This window comes from Mycobacterium riyadhense (genome assembly GCF_963853645.1).
Taxonomy (GTDB): domain Bacteria; phylum Actinomycetota; class Actinomycetes; order Mycobacteriales; family Mycobacteriaceae; genus Mycobacterium; species Mycobacterium riyadhense.
In genome coordinates this window covers 1,660,674-1,682,599 of the sequence record NZ_OY970456.1, presented here as the reverse complement: position 1 = coordinate 1,682,599, position 21,926 = coordinate 1,660,674, and the positions used below count along the sequence as shown (strand labels likewise).

Annotated in this window: 21 protein-coding genes and 1 tRNA gene; 12 read left to right on the top strand and 10 right to left on the bottom strand. The window is 64.1% G+C overall.

The genetic code is table 11. From position 1 onward, the window contains the following. The first annotated feature begins 9 nt into the window (after nucleotides 1-9). The gene (locus AADZ78_RS07665; protein ID WP_085251981.1) at nucleotides 10-354 is read left to right on the top strand and encodes a Zn-ribbon domain-containing OB-fold protein; all 345 of its coding nucleotides are present in this window, start codon (nucleotides 10-12) and stop codon (nucleotides 352-354) included. 72 nt (nucleotides 355-426) lie between these two features. Here the strand turns inward: AADZ78_RS07665 and AADZ78_RS07660 are convergent, their stop codons facing one another. Next, entirely contained in the window at nucleotides 427-2,604 is a 2,178-nt protein-coding gene (locus tag AADZ78_RS07660; protein ID WP_085251982.1) for an acyl-CoA dehydrogenase, read from the bottom strand. A gap of 95 nt (nucleotides 2,605-2,699) precedes the next feature. Continuing rightward, nucleotides 2,700-3,458 (bottom strand): SDR family NAD(P)-dependent oxidoreductase, encoded by a 759-nt coding sequence (locus AADZ78_RS07655; protein WP_085251983.1) that lies wholly within the window; start codon nucleotides 3,456-3,458, stop codon nucleotides 2,700-2,702. A 99-nt stretch (nucleotides 3,459-3,557) separates the two neighbouring features. Here AADZ78_RS07655 and AADZ78_RS07650 point away from each other — a divergent pair, with 99 nt between their 5' ends. Further along, the gene (locus tag AADZ78_RS07650; RefSeq protein ID WP_085251984.1) at nucleotides 3,558-5,087 is read left to right on the top strand and encodes an ATP-dependent DNA ligase; all 1,530 of its coding nucleotides are present in this window, start codon (nucleotides 3,558-3,560) and stop codon (nucleotides 5,085-5,087) included. A 27-nt stretch (nucleotides 5,088-5,114) separates the two neighbouring features. Further along, nucleotides 5,115-7,367, top strand: coding sequence for a carbon starvation CstA family protein (locus AADZ78_RS07645; protein ID WP_085252003.1), 2,253 nt, complete (start codon nucleotides 5,115-5,117; stop codon nucleotides 7,365-7,367). A gap of 19 nt (nucleotides 7,368-7,386) precedes the next feature. Here AADZ78_RS07645 and AADZ78_RS07640 read toward each other — a convergent pair whose 3' ends face one another. After that, nucleotides 7,387-8,085, bottom strand: a complete 699-nt coding sequence (locus tag AADZ78_RS07640; RefSeq protein WP_085251985.1) for an MspA family porin — start codon at nucleotides 8,083-8,085, stop codon at nucleotides 7,387-7,389. A 249-nt stretch (nucleotides 8,086-8,334) separates the two neighbouring features. Here AADZ78_RS07640 and AADZ78_RS07635 point away from each other — a divergent pair, with 249 nt between their 5' ends. Next, entirely contained in the window at nucleotides 8,335-8,601 is a 267-nt protein-coding gene (locus AADZ78_RS07635) for a hypothetical protein (protein WP_085251986.1), read from the top strand. 87 nt (nucleotides 8,602-8,688) lie between these two features. On the opposite strand, the gene AADZ78_RS07630 is transcribed toward AADZ78_RS07635, so the two are convergent. Together AADZ78_RS07630 and AADZ78_RS07625 are read right to left on the bottom strand one after the other, a co-directional pair. Next, entirely contained in the window at nucleotides 8,689-9,138 is a 450-nt protein-coding gene (locus AADZ78_RS07630) for a DoxX family protein (protein ID WP_085252004.1), read from the bottom strand. 11 nt (nucleotides 9,139-9,149) lie between these two features. Continuing rightward, complete coding sequence (locus AADZ78_RS07625; RefSeq protein WP_085251987.1) at nucleotides 9,150-10,427, bottom strand: MFS transporter; 1,278 nt, start codon at nucleotides 10,425-10,427, stop codon at nucleotides 9,150-9,152. A gap of 144 nt (nucleotides 10,428-10,571) precedes the next feature. Here AADZ78_RS07625 and AADZ78_RS07620 point away from each other — a divergent pair, with 144 nt between their 5' ends. The 3 genes from AADZ78_RS07620 (at nucleotide 10,572) to AADZ78_RS07610 (ending at nucleotide 13,509) form a co-directional block, all read left to right on the top strand. Then, nucleotides 10,572-10,895, top strand: a complete 324-nt coding sequence (locus tag AADZ78_RS07620) for a DMT family transporter (RefSeq protein WP_085252005.1) — start codon at nucleotides 10,572-10,574, stop codon at nucleotides 10,893-10,895. After that, nucleotides 10,892-11,455, top strand: coding sequence for a TetR/AcrR family transcriptional regulator (locus AADZ78_RS07615; protein WP_085251988.1), 564 nt, complete (start codon nucleotides 10,892-10,894; stop codon nucleotides 11,453-11,455). The genes AADZ78_RS07620 and AADZ78_RS07615 overlap by 4 nt, the downstream gene beginning before the upstream one ends. Nucleotides 11,456-12,144: 689 nt before the next feature. Continuing rightward, entirely contained in the window at nucleotides 12,145-13,509 is a 1,365-nt protein-coding gene (locus tag AADZ78_RS07610) for a PE family protein (protein WP_139828903.1), read from the top strand. Nucleotides 13,510-13,548: 39 nt separating this feature from the next. On the opposite strand, the gene AADZ78_RS07605 is transcribed toward AADZ78_RS07610, so the two are convergent. Both AADZ78_RS07605 and AADZ78_RS07600 read right to left on the bottom strand, forming a co-directional pair. Beyond that, nucleotides 13,549-13,932 carry a type II toxin-antitoxin system death-on-curing family toxin gene (locus AADZ78_RS07605; protein WP_085251990.1) on the bottom strand — a complete coding sequence of 128 codons (384 nt, stop codon included), beginning with the start codon at nucleotides 13,930-13,932 and terminating at the stop codon, nucleotides 13,549-13,551. After that, nucleotides 13,929-14,135, bottom strand: coding sequence for a CopG family transcriptional regulator (locus tag AADZ78_RS07600; RefSeq protein WP_085251991.1), 207 nt, complete (start codon nucleotides 14,133-14,135; stop codon nucleotides 13,929-13,931). The genes AADZ78_RS07605 and AADZ78_RS07600 overlap by 4 nt, the downstream gene beginning before the upstream one ends. A 605-nt stretch (nucleotides 14,136-14,740) precedes the next feature. On the opposite strand from AADZ78_RS07600, the gene AADZ78_RS07595 reads away from it, so the two are divergent. The 5 genes from AADZ78_RS07595 to AADZ78_RS07575 all read left to right on the top strand — a co-directional run bounded on the left by AADZ78_RS07595 (nucleotide 14,741) and on the right by AADZ78_RS07575 (nucleotide 18,081). Beyond that, a complete protein-coding gene (locus AADZ78_RS07595; protein WP_372510538.1) occupies nucleotides 14,741-15,475 on the top strand; it encodes a DUF1906 domain-containing protein in 735 nt (244 codons plus the stop codon). A gap of 115 nt (nucleotides 15,476-15,590) precedes the next feature. Continuing rightward, nucleotides 15,591-15,809 (top strand): antitoxin MazE family protein, encoded by a 219-nt coding sequence (locus AADZ78_RS07590; RefSeq protein ID WP_085251993.1) that lies wholly within the window; start codon nucleotides 15,591-15,593, stop codon nucleotides 15,807-15,809. Further along, nucleotides 15,806-16,132, top strand: a complete 327-nt coding sequence (locus AADZ78_RS07585; protein WP_085251994.1) for a type II toxin-antitoxin system PemK/MazF family toxin — start codon at nucleotides 15,806-15,808, stop codon at nucleotides 16,130-16,132. Before AADZ78_RS07590 ends, AADZ78_RS07585 begins: the two co-directional genes overlap by 4 nt. A gap of 373 nt (nucleotides 16,133-16,505) precedes the next feature. Further along, nucleotides 16,506-17,327: a type IV toxin-antitoxin system AbiEi family antitoxin gene (locus AADZ78_RS07580; protein WP_085251995.1), complete on the top strand. Its 822-nt coding sequence runs from the start codon at nucleotides 16,506-16,508 to the stop codon at nucleotides 17,325-17,327. Between the two features lie 91 nt (nucleotides 17,328-17,418). Then, complete coding sequence (locus AADZ78_RS07575) at nucleotides 17,419-18,081, top strand: nucleotidyl transferase AbiEii/AbiGii toxin family protein (protein ID WP_239656771.1); 663 nt, start codon at nucleotides 17,419-17,421, stop codon at nucleotides 18,079-18,081. Nucleotides 18,082-18,513: 432 nt separating this feature from the next. Here the strand turns inward: AADZ78_RS07575 and AADZ78_RS07570 are convergent, their stop codons facing one another. From AADZ78_RS07570 to AADZ78_RS07560, 3 genes are all read right to left on the bottom strand, one after another. Next, nucleotides 18,514-19,785: an ATP-binding protein gene (locus AADZ78_RS07570; protein WP_085251996.1), complete on the bottom strand. Its 1,272-nt coding sequence runs from the start codon at nucleotides 19,783-19,785 to the stop codon at nucleotides 18,514-18,516. 344 nt (nucleotides 19,786-20,129) lie between these two features. Next, nucleotides 20,130-21,569, bottom strand: a complete 1,440-nt coding sequence (locus AADZ78_RS07565; protein ID WP_085251832.1) for an ISNCY family transposase — start codon at nucleotides 21,567-21,569, stop codon at nucleotides 20,130-20,132. Between the two features lie 280 nt (nucleotides 21,570-21,849). Further along, a tRNA-Ala gene (locus AADZ78_RS07560) sits at nucleotides 21,850-21,922 on the bottom strand. Nucleotides 21,923-21,926 lie beyond the last annotated feature (4 nt).

The window sequence follows — 21,926 nt, the reverse complement described above, 5'->3', positions numbered from 1 at the left end:
GTATTGGTCGTGCCAGCCGAGCCGACTTCCCAGCTGCTCATCAAGCACTGCGACGGTTGCGCCAGCTGGGTGCATCCTGCCGCGGGCCAATGCCCGGACTGTGGCGGCCCTTTGGTCGCGCGGCCGGTGTCCGGGCATGGCACGGTCTTCACCTACACCGTCAACTACCACCGGTATAACCCGGATGTCCCGACGCCCTATGTGATTGCCATCGTGGAACTCAGCGAACAGCCCGGCCTTCGCGTGGCCGCCAATATCGTTGGCTGCGAACCAGATTCGGTGGTATGCGGGATGCCCGTCGAGATGCGGCCGGAGAAGGGTCCCGGCGGCGCGCTGTTGTTCGCCCCGGCCTAGTGGCGCGAGCAGACGCAAAAGCCCCATTTCGCCGCGCGAAATGGGGGCTTTTGCGTCTGCTCGCCAGCGAAATCAGTTGACCAGCGGGTCGCGGGGCATGCCGAGGATCCGCTCGGCGATCTGGTTGCGGGCGACCTCCGATGTGCCGCCGGCGATCGCGATGCCCCGGGCACCCATGACCATCCGGCCGCCCAGCGCACCCGGCCCGTCGAGCAGCGCGATGTCGGGACCCAGCAGCGCCGCCGAGATCGCCGCGCCCTCGATCATGTGCTCGGCCAGCATGAGCTTGGTGACGTTGCCTTCGGGCCCCGGGCCCGCACCTTCGACGCTGCGGGCGGCACGGCGCAGGTTCAACAGCCGCAGCGCGTGATCATCGGCGAGGAACGAGCCGACCCGTATTCGCCCGCCCGCCAAGGCATCTGGCCGCTGTTGCACCCGCTTCACCAGTTTCGCCCCTAGACCCTCGTAGTAGCCCCCACTGCCGCCGATGCTGACCCGCTCGTTGCCCAGCGTGGCCCGCGCGACCGTCCACCCGGAGTTGGGTGCGCCGACGACGTCCTCGTCGGGAACAAAAAGGTCGTTGAAGAACACTTCGTTGAATTCCGAGCCGCCGGTGATCTGCCGCAGCGGTCGCACCTCGACTTCCGGCGCATTCATGTCGACGATTACCGTCGTGATGCCGGCGTGCTTAGGCGCATCGGGGTCGGTGCGCACGGTAGCCAAGCCACGTGCGCAGTACTGCGCCCCACTGGTCCACACCTTCTGCCCGTTGATCTTCCAGCCGCCGTCCACCCGAGTGGCGCGGGTCTTGACCGAGGCGGCATCCGATCCGGCTTCGGGTTCGGAGAACAGTTGGCACCAGACCTCGTCCTGGCGCAGCGCCTTCTCAACGAATCGCTCGATTTGCCAAGGGGTTCCGTGCTGGATCAGGGTCAGGATCACCCATCCGGTGATCGAGTAGTCCGGCCGCTTGATGCCCGCCGCGCGAAACTCTTCCTCAATCACCAACTGCTTGACGGCATCGGCCGCCAACCCCCACGGCTTGGGCCAGTGTGGCATCACGTAGCCCGTCTCGATCAACTTGTCCAGCTGCGCCTGCTTGTCCAGGGCCGCAATCTCGGCCGCATCGGCACGGATCTGGGTACGCAGTTCTTCGGCCTCGGGCGGCAGGTCCAGGCTGTTGGCGCGGGTGACTCCGGCCGCGGTGCGGTCGAAAACATCTGCGGCGGGCGCGTCTCCGCCGAACAATGCAGCGATCACCAACGCGCGTCGCAGGTGCAGATGCGCATCGTGCTCCCAGGTGAAGCCGATGCCGCCGTGCACCTGAATGTTGAGTTCGGCATTACGCGCGTAGGCAGGGAACGCCAGCGCCGCCGCCACCGCCGCGATCAGGCGGAACTGCGCTTCGTCCTCCGAGGAGTCCGCAGCTGCCGCTCGCGCGGCGTCCCACACCGCCGCGATCGCCGACTCGGCCGCCACCAACATATTCGCGCAATGATGTTTCACCGCTTGGAAAGTGGCGATGGTGCGGCCAAATTGCTGACGCACCTTGGCATAGGCAACGGCGGCGTCGACGCAGTCGGCCGCGCCCCCAACCGCCTCGGCGGCGAGCAATGTCCGCGCGCGGGCCAGAGCCGACTCCCGCGCGCCCGGCAGGATGTCATCGGCGGCCACGCTCACGTTGTGCAGCCGGACACGTCCGGAACGCCGGGTCGGATCGAAGTTCTGCGGCACCTCAACGGAGACGCCGTCGCGGCCGCGCTCCAGCACCAGCACATCGTCACCGGCGGCAACCAGCAACAGCTCGGCCAGCCCCGCACCCAGCACCACCCCGGCCTCGCCGTCGGCAACTCCGTCATTGAGCTGCACCCCGCCGCCCAGGCCGACGCCCGCGGTGACGGTTCCGTCGATCAGTCCTGGCAGCAGCCGGGCTTTTTGCTCGGCCGTCGCCTCTTTGGCGATCACGGCCGAGGCGATCACCGTCGGCACGAACGGCCCGGGCGCTATCGCGCGGCCGAGTTCTTCGATCACTACCACGAGTTCGGGAAGTCCGTAGCCTGAGCCGCCGTGCTCCTCGTCGATGTGCAGACCAAGCCAGCCAAGCTCGACAAGGTTCGGCCAAAACGGCGGTCGGGCCTCGTCGGTCGCATCCAGCAGTGAGCGCGCCGCCCAGCGCGCCTTCTGCGAGGTCAAGAACGCGCGGGCTACCTCGGCGAGTTCGCGATGATCGTCGGTCAGTGCGATACCCATGAGGGCCCTCCTCGCGCGGCTAGCCGACCCACGTCATTGAAGAGCCGGTTCGCCTAAAGAGTGTACTTAATCCGCGCGCCACACCTACGCGACGGCTACTTGGGCGCGAACCGCTGGCCCGCGTCCAGTCGCAGGCATTGACCGTTGAGCATCGGGTTGTCCACGATGGCCGCCACCAACTTGGCGTACTCCTCGGGCCGGCCCATCCGCTTCGGAAACGCCGCATCGCGAACCAGGGCGGCCGCCATGTCCTCCGGAACCATCGCGGTCAGACCCGTCAAGAACAAGCTCGGCGCGATGGCCAGCACGCGGATGCCCAATGACCCCAAGTCTCGTGCCATCGTGAGGCACATACCGGCAATGCCCGCCTTGGCGGCGGTGTAGGCGACCTGCCCGATCTGGCCTTCAAAGGCCGCGATCGACGCGGTGTTGATGATGACGCCCCGCTCTTCGTCTTCGGGTTCGTTCTTGCTCATGTGCGCGGCGGCCAGCCGGCTGATGTTGAAGGTGGCGATGAGGTTGAGATCCACCACGGCGCGGAAGGATTCGAGATCGTGGGGGCCGGACTTGGTCATGGTGCGCTTGGCTATGCCGCCGCCCGCGGTGGTCACCGTGACGTGCAGACCGCCGAGGTCGTCGACCGCGTTGTGCAGCGTCGTCTCGGTGCCGGTGAAGTCGGTGACGTCGACCGGATAGAACTTGCCACCGAGCCCTTCGGCAACGGCCTTGCCGTCGGATCCCTCGCGATCGAGCACGGCAACCTGCGCGCCACGCTGGGCCAGCAACTCGGCGCTGGCACGTCCCATCCCCGACGCGCCGCCGATGACGACGACCTTCTTCCCGTTGATCTCCATCCGGACCTCTCCTTCTGCAGCTTGTCAGAATCCATGCAATCTGTAACGCTAGCGTGTCCGCTCTGCGGGTTTGTCGGCGAGCCATGCCAAGCTTGCAAAGTGCTCCTTGTCGATGTAGCAAGCACATCGCTGAACGTCGGCGGCACCTCGTCGCGGCTGACCAAGGTTGCGCGCATCGCAGAGCTGCTGCGGCGCGCCGCAACCAATGCCGAGGTGGTCGCGATCATCGTATCGTGGCTTTCCGGGGAGCTACGGCAACGCCAGATCGGTGTTGGCTGGGCGGCGTTGCGGTCGCTACCCCCACCGGCGGCGGATCCGGTGCTGACCGTTGCGGCCGTCGACGCCACCTTCTCCGAAATCGGCGCGGTATCCGGCAAGGGGTCACAGGCACGACGGGCGGAGCTGATCGCGCAATTGTTTTCCGCTGCAACCGAATCCGAGCAGACCTTTCTGCTCCGCCTGCTAGGCGGCGAGCTGCGCCAGGGTGCGCTGGCCGGAATCATGGCCGACGCGGTCGCCAAGGCCGCCGGCATCCCGGCCACCGCGGTGCAGCGTGCGGCGATGCTGGGCGGGGATCTGCCGGCGGTGGCTGCGGCAGGTCTATCCGGTGGCGCCGCGGCCCTGGACGCCTTCACGCTGCGTGTGGGCCGGCCCGTGGGTCCCATGCTGGCCCAGACTTCAACCGGCGTGGCCGATGCACTCGAACATCACGGCGGCACAACAATTTTCGAAGCAAAGCTGGACGGAGCCCGAGTGCAGATCCATCGGGCCGGCGACGAGGTCACGGTCTACACCCGAAGCCTCGACGACGTCACCGCGCGGCTTCCCGAGGTGGTGGAGGCGACGCGGGCGCTGCCGGTGCGCGACCTCATTGTCGACGGTGAGGCGATCGCGTTGCGCCCGGACAACCGGCCACATCGGTTCCAGGTCACCGCGTCGCGGTTCGGCCGGTCCGTCGACGTAGCGACCGCCCTTGCCGCACAGCCGCTTTCGGTCTTTTTCTTTGACATCCTGCATCGCGACGGCGTCGACCTGCTCGACGCGCCAACCACCGATCGGCTGGCCGAACTGGACGCTTTGGTGCCCGCCCAGCATCGCGTCGACCGGCTGGTTACTTCGGACCAGGCGGCGGCCGCCGACTTTCTGCAAGCGACACTGGACGCCGGCCACGAAGGGGTCATGGCCAAGTCTCCGACTGCGCCCTACCTTGCGGGCCGTCGCGGAGCGGGCTGGCTGAAGGTCAAACCGGTGCACACCCTCGACCTGGTGGTGCTCGCCGTGGAGTGGGGTTCGGGACGCCGTCGCGGCAAGCTCTCCAATATTCACCTGGGCGCGCGCGACCCGGCCACCGGCGGATTTGTGATGCTGGGCAAGACATTCAAGGGCATGACCGACGCCATGCTGGACTGGCAGACCGCAAGGTTCACCGAACTGGCCGTCGGCACCACCGACGGGTACGTCGTGCAGCTAAGGCCCGAGCAGGTCGTCGAGATCGCGTTCGACGGTGTCCAAGGGTCCTCGCGCTACCCCGGCGGACTGGCGCTGCGATTTGCCCGGGTGGTGCGCTACCGAGACGACAAGGGTCCGGCCGAAGCCGACACCATCGACACCGTGCGCGCGCTGTACTGAGTGTCCTACTCGCGTAGGGTTTTCGCCGTGGCAGAGCGCTTCCAAGAGCAGCAGCGGCACGTCACCTACATCCGCACCGACGCCGACCTGCCACCCGTCGCCATCGTCGACCGCTCCCCCATTACCGTCAGGCACCGAATCGTGTTCGGCGCGATCGCCGGCCTCGGGGCCATCGCCTGGGCGGTTATCGCGTTCGTGCGCGGCGAACCGGTGAATGCGGTTTGGCTGGTGGTCGCCGCGAGCTGCACCTACATCGTCGCGTTTCGGTTCTATGCGCGGTTGATCGAAATGAAGATCGTGCGCCCCCGCGACGATCACGCCACGCCGGCCGAAGTCTTTGATAACGGCACCGATTACGTGCCGACCGATCGGCGCGTGGTGTTCGGCCACCACTTCGCCGCCATCGCCGGAGCCGGGCCACTGGTCGGTCCGGTGCTGGCCACCCAGATGGGCTATTTGCCCAGCGCCATTTGGATCGTCATCGGCGCGGTACTCGGCGGGTGCGTGCAGGACTACCTCGTGTTGTGGATCTCCACCCGGCGGCGCGGTCGGTCGCTGGGCCAGATGGTTCGCGACGAACTCGGCGGCAGCGCCGGGGTGGCGGCACTGATCGGAATCCCGGTCATCATCACCATCGTGATCGCGGTCCTGGCGCTGGTGGTGGTGCGAGCACTCGCAAAGAGCCCGTGGGGCGTGTTCTCGATCGCCATGACCATCCCGATCGCCCTATTCATGGGGTACTACCTGCGGTTCCTGCGGCCCGGGCGGGTGACCGAAGTATCGCTGATCGGCGTCGGGCTGCTGCTACTCGCCGTCGTCTCGGGCAACTGGGTCGCCAATACGTCTTGGGGCGCAACGTGGTTCGGCCTGTCGCCGGTCACACTGTCCTGGCTGCTCATCGGTTACGGCTTCGCCGCGTCGGTGCTGCCGGTGTGGCTGCTGCTCGCGCCGCGCGACTACCTGTCGACCTTCATGAAGGTCGGCACCATCACGCTGCTCGCCGTGGGCGTGTGTCTGGCCCACCCGACGCTCGCGGCGCCGGCGATCTCGCACTTCGCAGTCAAAGGCAACGGGCCCGCGTTCGCCGGCTCCCTGTTTCCGTTTCTGTTCATCACCGTCGCGTGCGGCGCCCTTTCGGGCTTCCATGCGCTGATCTCGTCGGGGACCACGCCGAAAATGCTGGAGAAGGAGGGCCAGATGCGGCTGATCGGCTATGGCGGCATGATCACCGAGTCGTTCGTTGCGATCATGGCGCTGATAACCGCGTCGATCCTCGACCAGCACCTGTATTTCACCCTGAACGCACCCGCAGCCCAGACCCATGACACCGCAGCCGGCGCAGCGCGCTATGTCAACGGGCTGGGCTTGCCGGGTAACCCGGTGACTGCTGACCAGCTCAACCGGGCCGCCGCCAGTGTGGGCGAAAAGTCAATCGTGTCGCGTACCGGCGGCGCACCGACGCTGGCGTTCGGCATGTCGGAGATGTTGCACAAAGTGTTCGGCGGTGCGGCACTCAAGGCGTTTTGGTACCACTTCGCGATCATGTTCGAGGCGCTGTTCATCTTGACCACCGTCGACGCCGGCACCAGGGCAGCGCGGTTCATGATCTCTGACGCGCTGGGCAACCTGGGCGGCCCGATGCGCAAGCTACGAAACCCGAGCTGGCGTCCCGGCGTGTGGCTCTGCAGCATGGTGGTGGTCGCGGCGTGGGGCAGCATCCTGTTACTCGGTGTCACCGATCCGCTGGGCGGTATCAACACGCTGTTTCCGCTGTTCGGCATCGCCAACCAACTGCTGGCGGCGATCGCGCTGACGATCATCACCGTCATCGTCGTCAAGCTGGGTCGCCTCAAATGGGCTTGGATACCCGGGATTCCGCTGCTGTGGGATCTGGCCGTCACGCTGAGCGCATCGTGGCAGAAGATCTTCTCCGCCGATCCCGCCGTCGGCTACTGGACTCAGCATTCCCAGTACGCGACGGCCAAGCAAGCGGGCAAGACTGCATTCGGGTCGGCGACGAACCTTGATGAGCTCAACAACGTCATCCGAAACACGTTCATTCAGGGCACCTTGTCAATCGTCTTCGCGATGGTCGTCGTCATTGTGTTCGTTGCCGGAGTCATCTTGGCGCTCAAGGCAATTCGGGGCAACGGCCGACCGCTGACCGAGGACGACCCGATGCCGTCGAAGAAGTTCGCGCCGTCGAGCCTCATTCCCACAGCCGCGGAGCGACAGTTGCAAAGACAGTGGACTCGGCACGCCGAGCAGCGCGGGCCGTAGCATCGCGAGCCAACCGAGATCAGAGGGCCTTGGTAGTGCCGACGTAGGACAGCACCACGTCGGATTCATCGGTAATGCGAGTCAGGGTCGAATAAGAGCGGATAAACGACTGGCCGACACATCCGTCGATCTTGACGTGGAAGTCATGGATCATGATCCAGGGATTTGCACTATGGAACTCTTTCCTGACCACCGGCACGATGACGACGAACCCGGGCTTGAGCCCCACGCTGATCACGTTGTTGTACGACCCAGTGATCAGCGGTATGAGAATCGGTGGCTGACCGGGTCCTAGCGGTAGCTCCGAGCCAAGAGAGGGAGCGACACCGCTACCGTTTGCCATGACGAAGCCGTTGGACGTGCTCATGTCGATCCCGCAACCGATCTCGTAACCCGCCTCGAGGTAGCCGCGAGGCGATTCCGGGCCGGTTAGCGAAGCGCCGAATATACCGCTGGAGAGGTATTCGCGAGACGACGTCGCTGTGGTCAGCGGCGGCACGGCAACGTGTCTCTCGTCCTTCGCGCCGAGGGCCAGGGTCCACCCGTCAGGTGTGTTCAACCTCACCGGTGCGCCAGGGGGTACGGCCCCGTCGGCTGGTGGCACCGCACCGGGAGGGGGTTCGGCGTCGGGTTGCGCACCTGCAGAAGGCGCGGTCATCGATACGACCAGCCAGACGGCGAGAACCGCAGCACGGCGAAGCACCGCGGAAATCGGCATCACGGCCTACACGCTAGGCGCGGCCCGATTCGCTCACAGCTTTGCTGGTTGACGAAATCGGAGTTGTTGCGCGTTTGTAGCAGGTTTGCGATGCAGACCAGGCAGGCTGGCAAGACCGGTGCCGCTCGCCAGCGAGGGTGTGCGCAATTCCTGCACGTTCTTTGTTCGCCGGACCACTCACATGTTCGCTCGGCGAGTAAGCTTTCGACTTAGCCAGGGATTCGTGGCAGACGGCAGAAAGGGCGATCAATGACCCTTCAATGGTTCGCACGCGCCGCGTTGGCCGTCCTGATCGGGGTGGCGGCCCTCGTGGGCGGCAGCGGCGTCGCTCGCGCAGACCCAAGCGACGATGCATTTCCTGAGATAATCGACGATTTGCTCATCATTATCCCGGGACTGACCCAGGATCCGCGCGCGCTAAATCCGGGCGTCAAAGGCGGCCCACAACGCGACTGGGGTGGTATCGGAATGTACTGCCAGAACCGAAATGTCACATGCAAGAAGATGGGATTTTAAAGTCGCGTCTGCGCAGCCGTCGAGGAGGGCGATGACGCCGACGTCCGCACCTTGATGGAGACCCACTACTTTGGCGCCGTCGGATGATCACGCGAGCCAACCTGACGAGCTTCCGGGCCTCGCGGCACGCAGTACGTCAATCGAGTAGCTGCCCGCGCCCGTGAAGACCAGCAGGAAGAAACCAAAGCAGAACAGTATCGCCAGAATTCCACCGTTGCCATCAGGCGGATCACCGATCGGCCAGAGCGAACGGGGTTGATGCATCCAAAAATAGGCGACCGCCATTTCACCCGAAGCAACGAACGCAGCGGCGCGGGTAAACAATCCGGCGGCAATCAAGAGCCCCGCAACCAGTTCGATCAGCCCGGCGTACCAGCCGGGCCACGATCCGAACTCGACGTGCTGCGCCAAACGAATGGGCCAACCGAAGAGGATCATCGAGCCGTACCCGGCAAACATCAGACCGTAGACCAACCGGAACAAGCTCAGCACGGCCGGCGAATACCCAGCGAGGCGGCGATTGAGATTCGTTGTCATACCCAACATGTTTAGTCGACGTCAGCGGTCAGAGAGGTCTCAGAGATCGCGGCCCAGTTCTGCCGATGCTCGATCTCGGTGTGCCGCCGAGCCTTTCGCCCAGTGACGAGAATGGCGATGGCCCCCAGCACCCACACCGGGTACTGCACTGTCCAGGCCAGGCGGAACGAGCCAAAGGAGTAGTCGTCGGTTGCCTCCAGAATGAATCCCATGACCTGCATGGCCGTCAGCGCCGCAAGGAAGCCGCCCATGTTGACGATGCCCTTGGCGATGCCAAGCGTTTTGCTTGGGTTATAGGTCCGAGCGAAGTCCAAACCGACCATCGAGGCGGGCGCACCGGCAGACAGCGCGACAACCAGGGCGACCAGCAGCCACAATGGGGCGCGGTGGGGCAGCGCTAGCACCGCCGTCCAGGTCAGGGCATTGCTGGCAATAATGGCTAGCACCATGAGCAGACGCCGGCGTGGATGCCGACTTGTCCAGATGCCCACCGCGACGCCAATAGCGGACGCGGACACCACCGACACGGTGAGCAGGGAGCCAGCTACCTCCGTCGAGACGCCTTGCGCCGCCGTCAGATACGGAACACCCCACATGTAGTTGAAGATCATGATCGGGAACGTGCTGCTCATGTGGGTGAAAAATCCCAGCCGGGTGCCAGGGTTCGACCAAACCGTCCTGATGCTCGCGAGAAGTTCGCCAAGGGTTGGAGTTTCGATGCCGGCGTGGTGCCCGTGAGGGGTGTCGCGTATCAACGCCACGCCGATAGCGGCGCAGATGACGCCCAGCGCGGCGGCAGATATATAGGCGGTGGTCCAGCCCGAGCCAGTGAGCACGGCCAGAAACGGCACGGCCGAGAGCACCTGGCCCAGCTGACCGCCGGCGAGTGTCAACTGGGTAATCAGAGGGACGCGGTTGGGCGGAAACCAGTACGAGGCCAGTTTGACGACGGAGATAAACGTTACGGCGTCGCCCAACCCCACGACGGCGCGCGCGGCGACGGCCGCGGGCATCGACACGGCAAACGCCAGGATGATCTGACCGGCGGCCAGCACCACCGCGCCGACGCCGATGAGCGCCTTGGAGCCGAACCGGTCGAGTAGCACCCCTGCAGGAATCTGCGCAACGGAATAGATGACCACCTGAATCACGACGAAAGTCGAGAGCACGCCGGGGGTGACGGCGAAGCGCTGCGCGGCCTCTAGGCCGGAGACCCCCATCGTCGTGCGGTCCAACACGGCGACAATGTAGGCCAGAAGTCCGGCGCCCCAGATGATCCAAGGACGCATAGGGCGGCTCCTCGACTAGCCACAACTTTCGTCATTGTTGCGTAATTGACGGCTGTCTGCGGCCATTTGAGTGTGCACATGGCACGAAGTCGACGCAGGAGTCGTGTACATTTGTACATGTACATTCGTACACAAGGAGGCGTGTTGAGTTATCTGTTCCTGTTGTGCGCGATATTCGCAGAGGTGGTGGCGACCAGCTTGCTCAAGGGCACCGAAGGCTTCACGCGACTGTGGCCCACCCTGGGGTGCCTTGTCGGCTACGCCGTCGCCTTCGCGCTGCTGGCGCTGTCGATTTCCCGTGGGATGCAGACGGACGTCGCCTACGCACTCTGGTCGGCCATCGGCACTGCCGCCATCGTGCTGATCGCGGTGCTGTTTCTCGGGTCGCCGGCTTCGCTGGCCAAGATCGTCGGCGTCGGGCTGATCATCGTCGGCGTGGTCACGCTGAACCTGGCCGGTGCCCATTGACCACTGCCTCCGACCGCCGTCCGCGCGACCCCGCCGGCCGCCGGCAGGCGATTGTCGAGGCGGCCGGACGGGTGATCGCGCGCCGGGGCCTCGGCGAGCTGACCCATCGCCGGGTCGCCGCGGAGGCGGATGTGCCCGTTGGGTCGACGACGTATTACTTCAGGGATCTCGGCGCGATGCGGGACGCCGCGCTCGCGCACGCCGCGACCACGTCGGCCGAGGTGCTCGGTCAGTGGCGCCGCGAGCTCGACGACAACGCCGAGCTTCCCGCCACCCTGGCCCGGCTTACCGCCGACTACCTGACCGACCGGGACCGGCACCGCACGCTGAATGAGTTGTACATCGCGGCAACGCATCGACCGGAATTGCAGCGCCTAGCCCGGCTGTGGCCAGACGGATTGGTCGCGTTGCTCGAACCACGGATCGGGCGACGAGCCGCCGAGGCAGTCGCCGTGTTTCTCGACGGCGCCACGCTGCATGCGTTGATTACCGGCAGGCCGCTGAGCCTCGATGTGCTGGCGGATGGGATCGCCCGGCTGGTTGGGGCATCCGCCGGTTGAACCTCTAAAGATTCGCAGGGTATTCCCCAGGAATCGGTGAGCGTGGTGAGTGTGGCGCGGGATCGGTTGCGGACGTCGAGGCCGACGTAGTTCCGCAGACAGCGCGCGGCGATAAACGTCGACCCGAGCCCATGCAGCAAATGCGAACTTGCGATGGCGAGCGGGTCGGCCAACGGCTTCTCAACATCGATAGGCCGGCGACTGGTGGTCGCGTTGTTCTGCTTCGATCGAATCGACAGTCGTTCGACGAATCACGCGATGTCCGTGCTCCATCGGGCTACGACATGCCCGATCCAGCGCGGATGTCCGCCGATGTCTGCGCACAATTTGCCTGGACACCGCGGGCTACCAGGCGCGATGACGATGTTTCGGAGTCGTGACCGTTGCGGTTGAGAGAGCGACTGTCGTCGGGGTTGTCGCCGAAATTGTCGTCAGCGAAAATAGCGTCGACCACACAAATTGCCGACCGTTCGTACAGTTTACACAATCGCCGGCCAGCGCTTTCGTGCAAATTGCACTATCAAAATGTATTTGCATAGCTGGCTCTCAGCAACACCTAGCAAATGCTTAAGTCAATTTGCGTCCAAACGGATACATCCATCGTTGGGGTCTCGTTAAGGTCGGGGATCGCCGAGCGGCAACGAGGCCGGACCGGCAGTAGATACGAATGCAATTGCCAGGAGGTTGTGATGTCGTTCCTATTCGCGGTGCCAGAGTCTGTGCAAACGGCGGCATCAGACTTGACGGCTATCGGTTCGACGATCAGCTCGGCCAACACGGCGGCGGCGGCGCCGACGACGTTGTTGCTGGCGGCCGGGGCCGACGAGGTATCGGCGGCGGTGGCGTCGCTGTTTTCCGGGCACGCGGAGGCTTATCAAGAGCTCAGCGCGCAGGCTGCCAAGTTTCACACCCAGTTCGTGCAGGCGTTGACGGGCGCCGGCAATGCTTATGCCGCGGCCGAGGCCGCTAACGTTTCGCCATTGCAGAGCCTGGAGCAAGCCGCGCTCGCTGCGATCAACGGACCTGTTGCCGGCGTAAGTGGCGCCTCCGCGGCAGCCGCCGCCCTACCCAACTTCGGCTACGGCAACGTCGGCCAGGGCAACATCGGCTTGTTCAACACCGGCACCCTCAACTTCGGCATCAACAACGTCAGCCCCAACTTCACCCCCACCGACCCCATCACCACCTTCGGCGGCTTCGGCCTGTCCAACAACGGCATCGACAACGTCGGCGCCTTCAACATCGGCCAGCAAAACGTCGGCCTGGCCAACACCGGCACCCTCAACATCGGCATCGCCAACACCGGCACCGGCAACAGCGGCCTGCCACTGAGCATCCTGCAAACCCTCGGCGTGGGCAACCACGGCAACTTCAACCAGGGCCTGTTCAACACCGGCAACTACAACCTCGGCATCGGCCTCACCGGCGACCACCTAATCGGTATCGGCCCGCTACACATCAGCAGCGGCGGCGCCCCGGCAGCGGCGGCACCTTTGTTCGCGCCCGCACAGGCGGTCCAGGACATCGCCAACTTTGGTTACGGCAATATCGGCGGCGGCAACATCGGCTTCTACAACAACGGCCTGTTCAACACCGGCATCAACAACACCGGCAGCCTCAACGTCGGCATCGCCAACCTCAGCCCGCACTGGGACATCGGCTTTGATGACCCCATCACCACCTTTGGCGGCTTCGGCGCCTTCAATTCCGGCGTGGAAAACCTCGGCATCGGCAACGTCAGCCCCTTCGATGTCGACCCCACCACGATCGGGTTTGGCGGCGCTGGCCTGTTCAACACCGGCATCGAAAACGTAGGCGCCTTCAACACCGGCACGCAAAACGTAGGCGCCTACAACATTGGCACTTTGAATCTAGGCATCGGCAACACCGGCACCGGCAACAGCGGATTGCCGCTGAGCTTCCTGACCATTCTTGGCGTGGGCAACCACGGCAACTTCAACCAAGGGTTGTTCAACACCGGCAACTACAACATCGGCATCGGGCTCACCGGCGACAACCTGATCGGTATCGGCCCGCTGCACATCACCAGGTAGAAGCGACTCGGTTCACCGGTCGAGTCCGCGTCCGGCTGTTCAGCCCTCCTGGTAACTCCAACTGCGCAGTTGTCCTGCGATCTTGTCGAGGTCGCCCATTGCACCGCTGGCCACCCCGATCACAAAGTCGAAGCGCTCGTCCTCCGCCGCACGAATCCACTGATCGTTGATGGCCAGAAACGTCCGGCAGGCTGTCCACGCGAGGCGCTTGTTGCCGTCCACCAGCGCATGATTACGTGCCAGCGAATGCAGCAGGGCGGCCGCCTTAAGGTGCAGATCTAGGTAGGCATCCTGGCCAAACACCGAGGCGCGAGGCCGCGCCACAGCTGATTCGAGCAAACCGTAGTCCCTGACCACGACATCGCTGCCAACGGCCTCTCGGGCGATTTCCAGCAGATCTTCGAGGTCCAGGTAATCCGTCATGCGTCCTTAAGACGCTCCAACACGCCCGCCTCCTCGCGGACCACGCGTTGCAGCGCCGCGGCGACCTTGGCCTGGTGCGCCCGCCGCGCGATGTACTCGTCGATGGCCGATAGCGCGACGGCTTGCATCGACCGGCCTTCGGCGGCAGCCTGCCGGCGCAACGCTTGTGCCTGCTGCTCGCTGGGGCGCAGGGTCATTCCCATGCAGGGATGATACCTGATTGATACCACAGTGCAGCTGCGTGACGGCATCACAGGATTGACGTTGTGGACTGGCCACCCGATCATGAGCGGAAATGCCAAAATGGCCAGTTCCGGGTTCCATTGGTCAACACTGTCGTCGGACGGCTCACATTAGCCCGCCACGAGGCCGTGCCCGACCCTATGGAGTTAATGGGTGGAGGTAAGGGACTCGAACCCCTCCCCTGAACTGCGCAAATGCTGATTTCCTGCGGTTTCGATCCATTTCAATCCGATTGGATACCGCTCGTTACTTGCAGTTTGTTTTCGAATCTTGACGGCGTCAATGGCAGTCTCCAATGCCAGGTCGTTTGCTGGCCGCCGCCTGTATTCGCGGCAAGCAGACCAGCCCGTCGAAGGTGTTCCGGAACTGCATCAAACGGGTCTGCAAGTTAGCCCACTGACGCTGTCCGGTGAACGACACGGACCCGATTTGGTATCAGCTCAAACACACCATCTTTTCACAGCAGTCACATTGTTAACATCACGCGATGGACATGTCGGTGTGTCTAAACCTCCGGCGACCACGCCCAATTTGCCGGCGTGACGTGTTGCGCTACACCATCGCTATGTCCGCAATGCCAGCGTTGTCTGCGGCATCGGCCATGGCGTCTGTTGCCGCCCCAGTAGCGGCTGCTGCGACTCCCAAACTGATCGACTTCGCCCAGAGCCAAATCCCAGCGGAGCACATTCGAGCTGCTGGCTATTCCGGCGTCATCAACTACGTCTCGCTGTCGCGGCCCGGCGCGTCCTTTGGCGCCAAACCGATCACCCGGCGCTACGCCGACCAACTGAAAGCAGCCGGGCTGATGATCGTCAGCAACTACCAATACGGCAAGCCCGGCGGGACAGCATCATCGGACTTCAAGCGCGGGTTCAACGGCGGCGTCGCCGACGCTCGCACCGCCTGGAAGCTGCATACCGCGGCTGGTGGCGGTCAAAGTGCCCCAATCTTCTTTACCATCGACGAGGACATAAACCACCACACCTGGAACACTCTGGCGCTGAAGTGGTTTCGCGGAATCAATTCGGTGTTAGGAGTGCAGCGCACCGGCGTCTACGGTGGTATCGATGTGTGCCAGTGGGCGGCTGCCGACGGCGTTATCGGAAGTTCGCGCACCCCCGGCCACCGGTGGGCCTGGCAAACCAAGGCCTGGTCACACGGTCAGATCGACCCCGCCGCAGTTCTCTACCAACGCGTGGTGAGTACGGCGTCGAACCCAGGTCCAGTCGTCGGGGGACACGAAGTCGACGTCAACGACGTCCTTGCCCCGGATTACGGTCAGTGGAGCCTGCATCCATGAGCCGTGATTCATGCCGTGAAATGCAGTCATACGAGTGGAGCTAAGGGGACTCGAACCCCTGACCCCCACACTCCTCGTGTTGCATGCAACAGTCGTTTCATGAAACATGTAGAGCATGGACACCTCGACGCGGAGAGCTCGCCAATACCGCGAGCGCATGCGCCTGCGAGGGTATCGCCCCGTCCAGGTGTGGGTGCCGGATGTCCGCTCGGCTGCGTTCGCCGCTGAAGCACACCGTGAGGCGCTGGCCCTCGCAGAGGCTGATCGACACAGCGACGACATGGAGTTCGTTGAGGCGATCTCCGCTCTTGGTTCGCTGGACGACGACGCGTGAACCGTGGCGAGCTGTGGACCGTCTCCGGCGGTGTCTACGCAGCCAAGCCGCGCCCAGCGATCATCATCCAAGACGACCTGTTCGCGGAGACAGATTCGGTCGTCGTCATCCCGCTGACCACGACGGTCACCGACACGCCGTTATCCCGGGTTGCCGTGCCGAACGACGAGACGACGAAGATCACCGAGCCCAGCTTCGCGATGATCGACAAGATCACGACTGTGCGCCGGTCGAACCTTGGCGCGCGTATCGGTCGGGCGCCGACAGCACTCTTGGCGGACATCGAACGGTCTTTGATGGTGTTCCTCGGACTGGCTCGCTAGTTTGCACAGCCACGCGGGAAGCCCGGCCCCGCCGCCATGGTCGAGTCTGTCCAGCGACGATTCCGCCCGCCAGTTGTCGCCGCGGCTGTGGTTAATCGCTCGCAAGTCTGGACCCTGAAATCAGCATTTGGGCCGGTGGAGTGAAGGAACTCGAACCCCTGGATTCGGTGTCCGTCAGCGTCTCCACCAGTCATTTTGATCTACTTCGATCGATTTCAGTGCAGTTCGTCACCTGCGAGTTTCGGTTCGGCGTGTTGACGTCGTCAACGCGCCGGACCGCCCCCATGGACGGCATGTTCTCCGCACGCGGCCCGGTTTGTGAACTGTCATTTACATCCTTAGTTTGTTGTCACTGACCTAAGAAAGGTAGTGAATGACAGTGGCGCGAGTAATCCCGCGCTCCGTCGCCGACGTCGTCGAGCAGCTCGAACTCGACGGCGACTTGGTCGTGACGTCAGATCGGCTGGCCACCGTCATGCGCCAAGTCGGGCTTGACGGCCATAAAGCGGCAACACGACGCCTCGCGTACGAACTCCAGCGTGACGGGTGGCTGGGACAACTGCGGACCCGACACGCCTGGGAATTCCTCCCCGCAGCCCGCGGCGGCACCTACGGCTCCGGGGACCGCCTCATCGAGTTCCGCGCGCAGCGCGCCGTGGACCCCGATTGGCGCGGCGTGCTGGCAATGGAAACGGCGGCATCCCTCCTCGGGCTGGCCCAGCGGCTACCCGAGCAGGAGCTGGTTGCCCTGCCTGCCGAGCAAGCTTTTCCTAAAGCGCTCTCCGGTGACTGGCGCTACGTCCGCATCGAGTTGCCCGAGGCCGGGCTGACGACGGTCAACGGATTGCCATCATGGAACCTCGAAGGACTGACCGTCGGTATTGCGGTACGGCCGTCGGCCTACAAGGACGTGGCTGGCCTGGGCCAGTGGCTGCCGGATGCCGTCACACGCGTGGACGTCGACACCATCATCCACTTGCTAGAGACCAAGCCTCGCGCAGCGGCGCAGCGCGCCGCATACGTTCTCGGGTCAGTAGGCAACCGCGATGCACGAGCCGCAATCGTCGCGGCCTACCCAGCAACAGAAACTGTCTGGCTCGGACCGCGTGTCGCCGGAACAGGTGTTTTCGATGCCGAGACCAAGGTCAACGACACTCTGCTCCACCGATACCTCACCGTGGGCACCGGATCGTGACCCGGATTACCGAGGGACATCTCGCGCGCCACATCAAGGCGTCAGGGGTGGCCGCGATGCTGCTCTTCTCGACATTGCCCAGGATCACGCGTTGCACTTGCTTCACAACGCCGGGCTTTTCGCACGCGGCCTGGTTTTCAAGGGGGGCACCGCGTTGCGAAAGTTCAGGGCGGGCAACGCTGGCCGTTTCTCGACCGACCTCGACTTCACCGCGCCCGATGAGGAGGTGGCGCTCGCCGCTCTGCAGGCTCTCGACGCCGTCGAGGTCGACGGCTTCACTTTCGCAATCGAAAATCTCGGCGACGACGGTCGACGCGATGATCTATTGGTAGACACGCCGTTTGGCCGACCGCAGCTGGGCGCCAAGATAGAGCTGGCGCGACACGCGCTCAGCCTGGTACCCGAGATGCTCGATCCGGTGCGACTACCGATCCACGACAGGTACGATTTCGTCCTGCCGACGACTCCCGTAGTGCGCGTCGAAGAGGCCGTCGCAGAGAAGCTCGCGCGCTACCGCCGAGTGTCCCTGTCACGAGACCTCTACGATCTGCAGTGGTTCGCAACTTCCGGAGCGCTCGATGAAGCCCTCATCCGCCGGCCCTGGGTGCTGGCGAGCAGACGCAAAAGCCCCCATTTCGCCGCGCGAAATGGGGGCTTTTGCGTCTGCTCGCCTCAACGTCTATCGCGACGTAGTTGTCGACGGACGCGGCACCAAGCCGGTCGATCCGCAGGAGGTCCTCAGGCCGCGGCATGAACGCGAGTTCCGTCGAGAGGATATCGGCTACCTCACCAGGCCTGTGCGTCTGAAGGACTGGATCGCGACCATTCGCAGCCGCTGTAGTTTCCTTGCTCACCTCGACGCCGACGAGCAGCGTTGGACCCTATGCAGCGAACGGGACCTTCACGAGGTGGAAACGGCACTCGCGTCTTTTCGGGCGCACACGTGAACCACGAATCACGAAGCGGGAAACCGATCCCCGACGGAATGACCCCCTTGGATGAGTTAGCACTGGAGCGAAGTATCGAGCCGCCTTCCGCCCAGCACCCTTGGGTTGTCACGGTTGTCGTCAAAATTGCCGTCGGAGCGCAACTGCCGCGATAGACCAGCAAAAACCCATCGCGTGTGTCCGTATGCATTACGTATCAACTCATCGCAAACGACGGCGGCCGTTCGAGTTTCGACCCATTACTGACCCAGCAGCGCCAGCGGGACCACGCCGATGCCGTCGGGGCGACGGTAGGCGTTGGGCCCCGTGTTGATGATGATCGCGTCGAGCAGGTCCCCGCGGAGGTGGTCGGCCAGCCAGCGCAAGTGCGCGGTGTCTCGATCTTCGACTGTTGCGGCGAGTTTCACCTCGACGGCGAGCACTTTGCCGTCGTCGCGCACCACCACCAGATCTATTTCGTGGTCTCCGTTGCGTGTTCGGAGGTGACCGACAGTGGCCTCGGCAGCCTGCGCAGCAACCCGTACGCAAAGTGTGACCAACGATTCGAAGAGATGCCCGAGCATGCCACCAGCCTGAGGCCCGATCGGCCTGCCTTTACCGCCGAGGAGCGTATCCACGGACAAGCCAAGTAGACGCGCCGCCAACGCAGGATCGGCCAAGTGATGCTTCGGCGATTGGGCCAAGCGCGCCAACGGGTTTGCCGCGGGACCCCAAGCGGGCACCGGGTCAAGCAGCCATAGCTGAGAGAGCACATCGCGGTACGCGATGGTCGTTGAACGCGCCGGCTTGTCACTGACACCGGCTGTGGCCGCGTCGAGCACTGCGGTATAGCTCGCCGTCGTGGATGTGGCTGCCGCGTATGCACGCAACCACCCCAACATGGCATCAGGCTTACGAACGGCGAGCCCCTGCTCGGGCACGTCTCGATCAACGGCATTACGCAGGTACGAATCAAGCTGAAACTTCAATGCCCGCGCACCGAGAGACCGCATACCCGGAAAACCAGATGCCACGATCTCATGTGTGTAATCGGCCAACCGGACCTCCGCCACCCCGTCGAGCGGGAGCCTTCTCCCACCGAGCAATTCGCCAAGGCTGACCGTCGGTGACGCGATCCCCCGCTCCGACAAGGTCATAGGACGCATCCGCAGCCGCCCAATACGCCCCGCACCGGAGTGGACCGTCGCCCCGTGGCGGGGTGAAGCACTCCCGGCGAGCAGAAACTGGCCACCAGTCGGATCGTCGTCGACAGCACGCCGCACGACATCCCACACCTCGGGAACCTTCTGCCACTCGTCGATGAGCAGTGGCCGCGGCCGAGTCAACAGAAGACCCGGATCGGCGTACACCGCCTCACGGTTGGGCTTTGCATCGAGCCTCAGCAAGCCGACGACTCGCTGCTCGGCGGTGGTCGTCTTCCCCACTGCCTTCGGGCCGTCGATGGCGATCGCCGGTATCTGTCCGAACAGCTCGTCCAGTTCGTCGTCGACAATACGTCTGACGTACCGCATGGAGTAATCATACAATTAGCAGGGTTTGAATCAGCCAAATAGCATTGGCTGAATCAGTCAATCAGCATTTCCACCGCTCAACTGCACCCGAAACCGCTGGCCCACCAGGTCGACCCAGCGCCCCCAACCGCGACGAGACCGTCTCGCCACACGCCAGTCTGCTCAACTCCTCGCAGTGCACCATGATCGCTCCCGTATACCGCGAAGCACTCCCAGCGATCCGGCTGCGGCGATATAGCGGTTTAGTTACTTCGACCTGAAAAAGTGACGGCCCCTGAGTCTGCTGTTGGTGCGCGAATACCGCGTGACTGTGGAGGCAGAGATCCGTGCTTTGGGGCGTCGGGTCATGCTGCGAGGCCGCTGATCTTGACTAGGTTGTGGGCGAGGACGCCGTGTCCGGTCCAGATTCGGGTTCCTTCGGTGCCATCGATGGAGGAGCGGCTCCAACCGTAGTTTCGTTTGAGAGTGCTGATGCGGCCTTCGCTGCCGGTGCGCCACTTGATTGTTCGTCGGAAGGCTGGCCGGTGTTCCTCGGCTTGCCGAGCCTTGCCGGGTTTGCCTTTTCGCGGTATCACGACCGTACGTACACCGAGGTCGTGCAGGTCGTTTTCGACGCGTTCCTCGCCGTAGCCGCGGTCGGCGGTGACGGTGCCCGGGGTACGCCGGGCGCGTTTGGTGACCCGTTTGACCGCGGGCGCTAGTTGCGGCGCGTCGGGTGGATTGCCTTGCTCCACACGGTGGTCCAGGACGATGCCGTCGTCGTTGTCGACGATCTGGGCCTTGTGCCCGAACTCGACCGGCCGGCCCAGCCTGCCCTTGGCGATCGGGCGGGCATCGCCGTCGTGAAGGCTGACCCGCCGACTCGCCCCGTCCGGGATGTGCCCGGCGACGCGCTGCTGGGTCTGCGCCACGATCTGCCGCGTCGCTTCCAGCAGTTTGGCCAGGTCGTTGACCGCACGCACCAGCCGGCCACGTCGCCGGCCGGCTGCTGCATCATGCTCGCCGCGGGCGCGCAGGTCGGCAGCTTTGACCTGGGCCCGGCGCACCGCCCGCTTGGCGTTGACCAGTAGCCGCTCGGCCTCGCGCGCCGCGGTTTTGGCCAGCACAGCCAGCTCCCCGGTGCTGGTCAGCACCGCGGCCTTGGCCTCGTCGCGGCCCAGCGCGGCGCGAGAGCGCAGTTTCGACGCGATCGCGTGCGCGCGCTTGCCCGCCGCGCGGGAGCGGTCCCGCAGCTGGGTGCGCACCGCGCCCCCAGCGGCCTGGATCCGCTTGCCGATCCCGGCGATCCGGCGCGTCGCCTTGGCCAGCAGACTCGAATCGGTCGGATAGGCCACATTAGCCGGCACCACCGTGGTATCCACCCGAATCCGATTAGTACGCAACAACTTCGCCTCAGCCGCCTTGGCCAACAGCACCTCATTGAGCCCGTCGACCGCCGCACTGCCACACCGGGTGGTCAGCTTCATCAACGTGGTCGGATGCGGCACCGACCCATCCAGTCCGATCCGGCAGAACCGGCGCCAAGTGATCGAATCCGCGACTTCTCGGCACAGCGACTCATAGCCCAGCCGGTAACGGAACTTCAAGAACATCAACCGCAGATAGGTCTCCATCGGCGTGGACGGACGCCCGATCCGTGTATCGAAGAACGGCTCGAACGGGGCGAAGAACACCGGATCATCGAGCAGCCCATCGACCCGCGCCAACTCATCGGGCAACTTCAACAACTCCGCGGGAAGCACTGCCTCCCAAAGCGACACCTGATCGCCTACAGTACGAAACACGATGGCCTCAATCCCTTCCGCAACAAGGGCTTGAGGCCATCTTTCCTGTTCAGCACCATCAACCCGCGGATCAACGCGCCGACTTTTTCAGGTCGAAGTAGTTAGCTGAACCGATCTGGTCTTCAGCCTCCAGCATGAAGACAACGCTGGGTGTCACGCGTTTCCGGCCGGCCGTACAGCACCATGTCCCAAAATCTGAATGTGGGTACACCCCGAATCAGCTGATTTCGCAAATGAGGCCACGGTTGTCGTCAAAATTCGACCCGTCCGACTCTGTTTGTGGAGCTAAGGGGACTCGAACCCCTGACCCCCACACTGCCAGTGTGGTGCGCTACCAGCTGCGCCATAGCCCCGAGA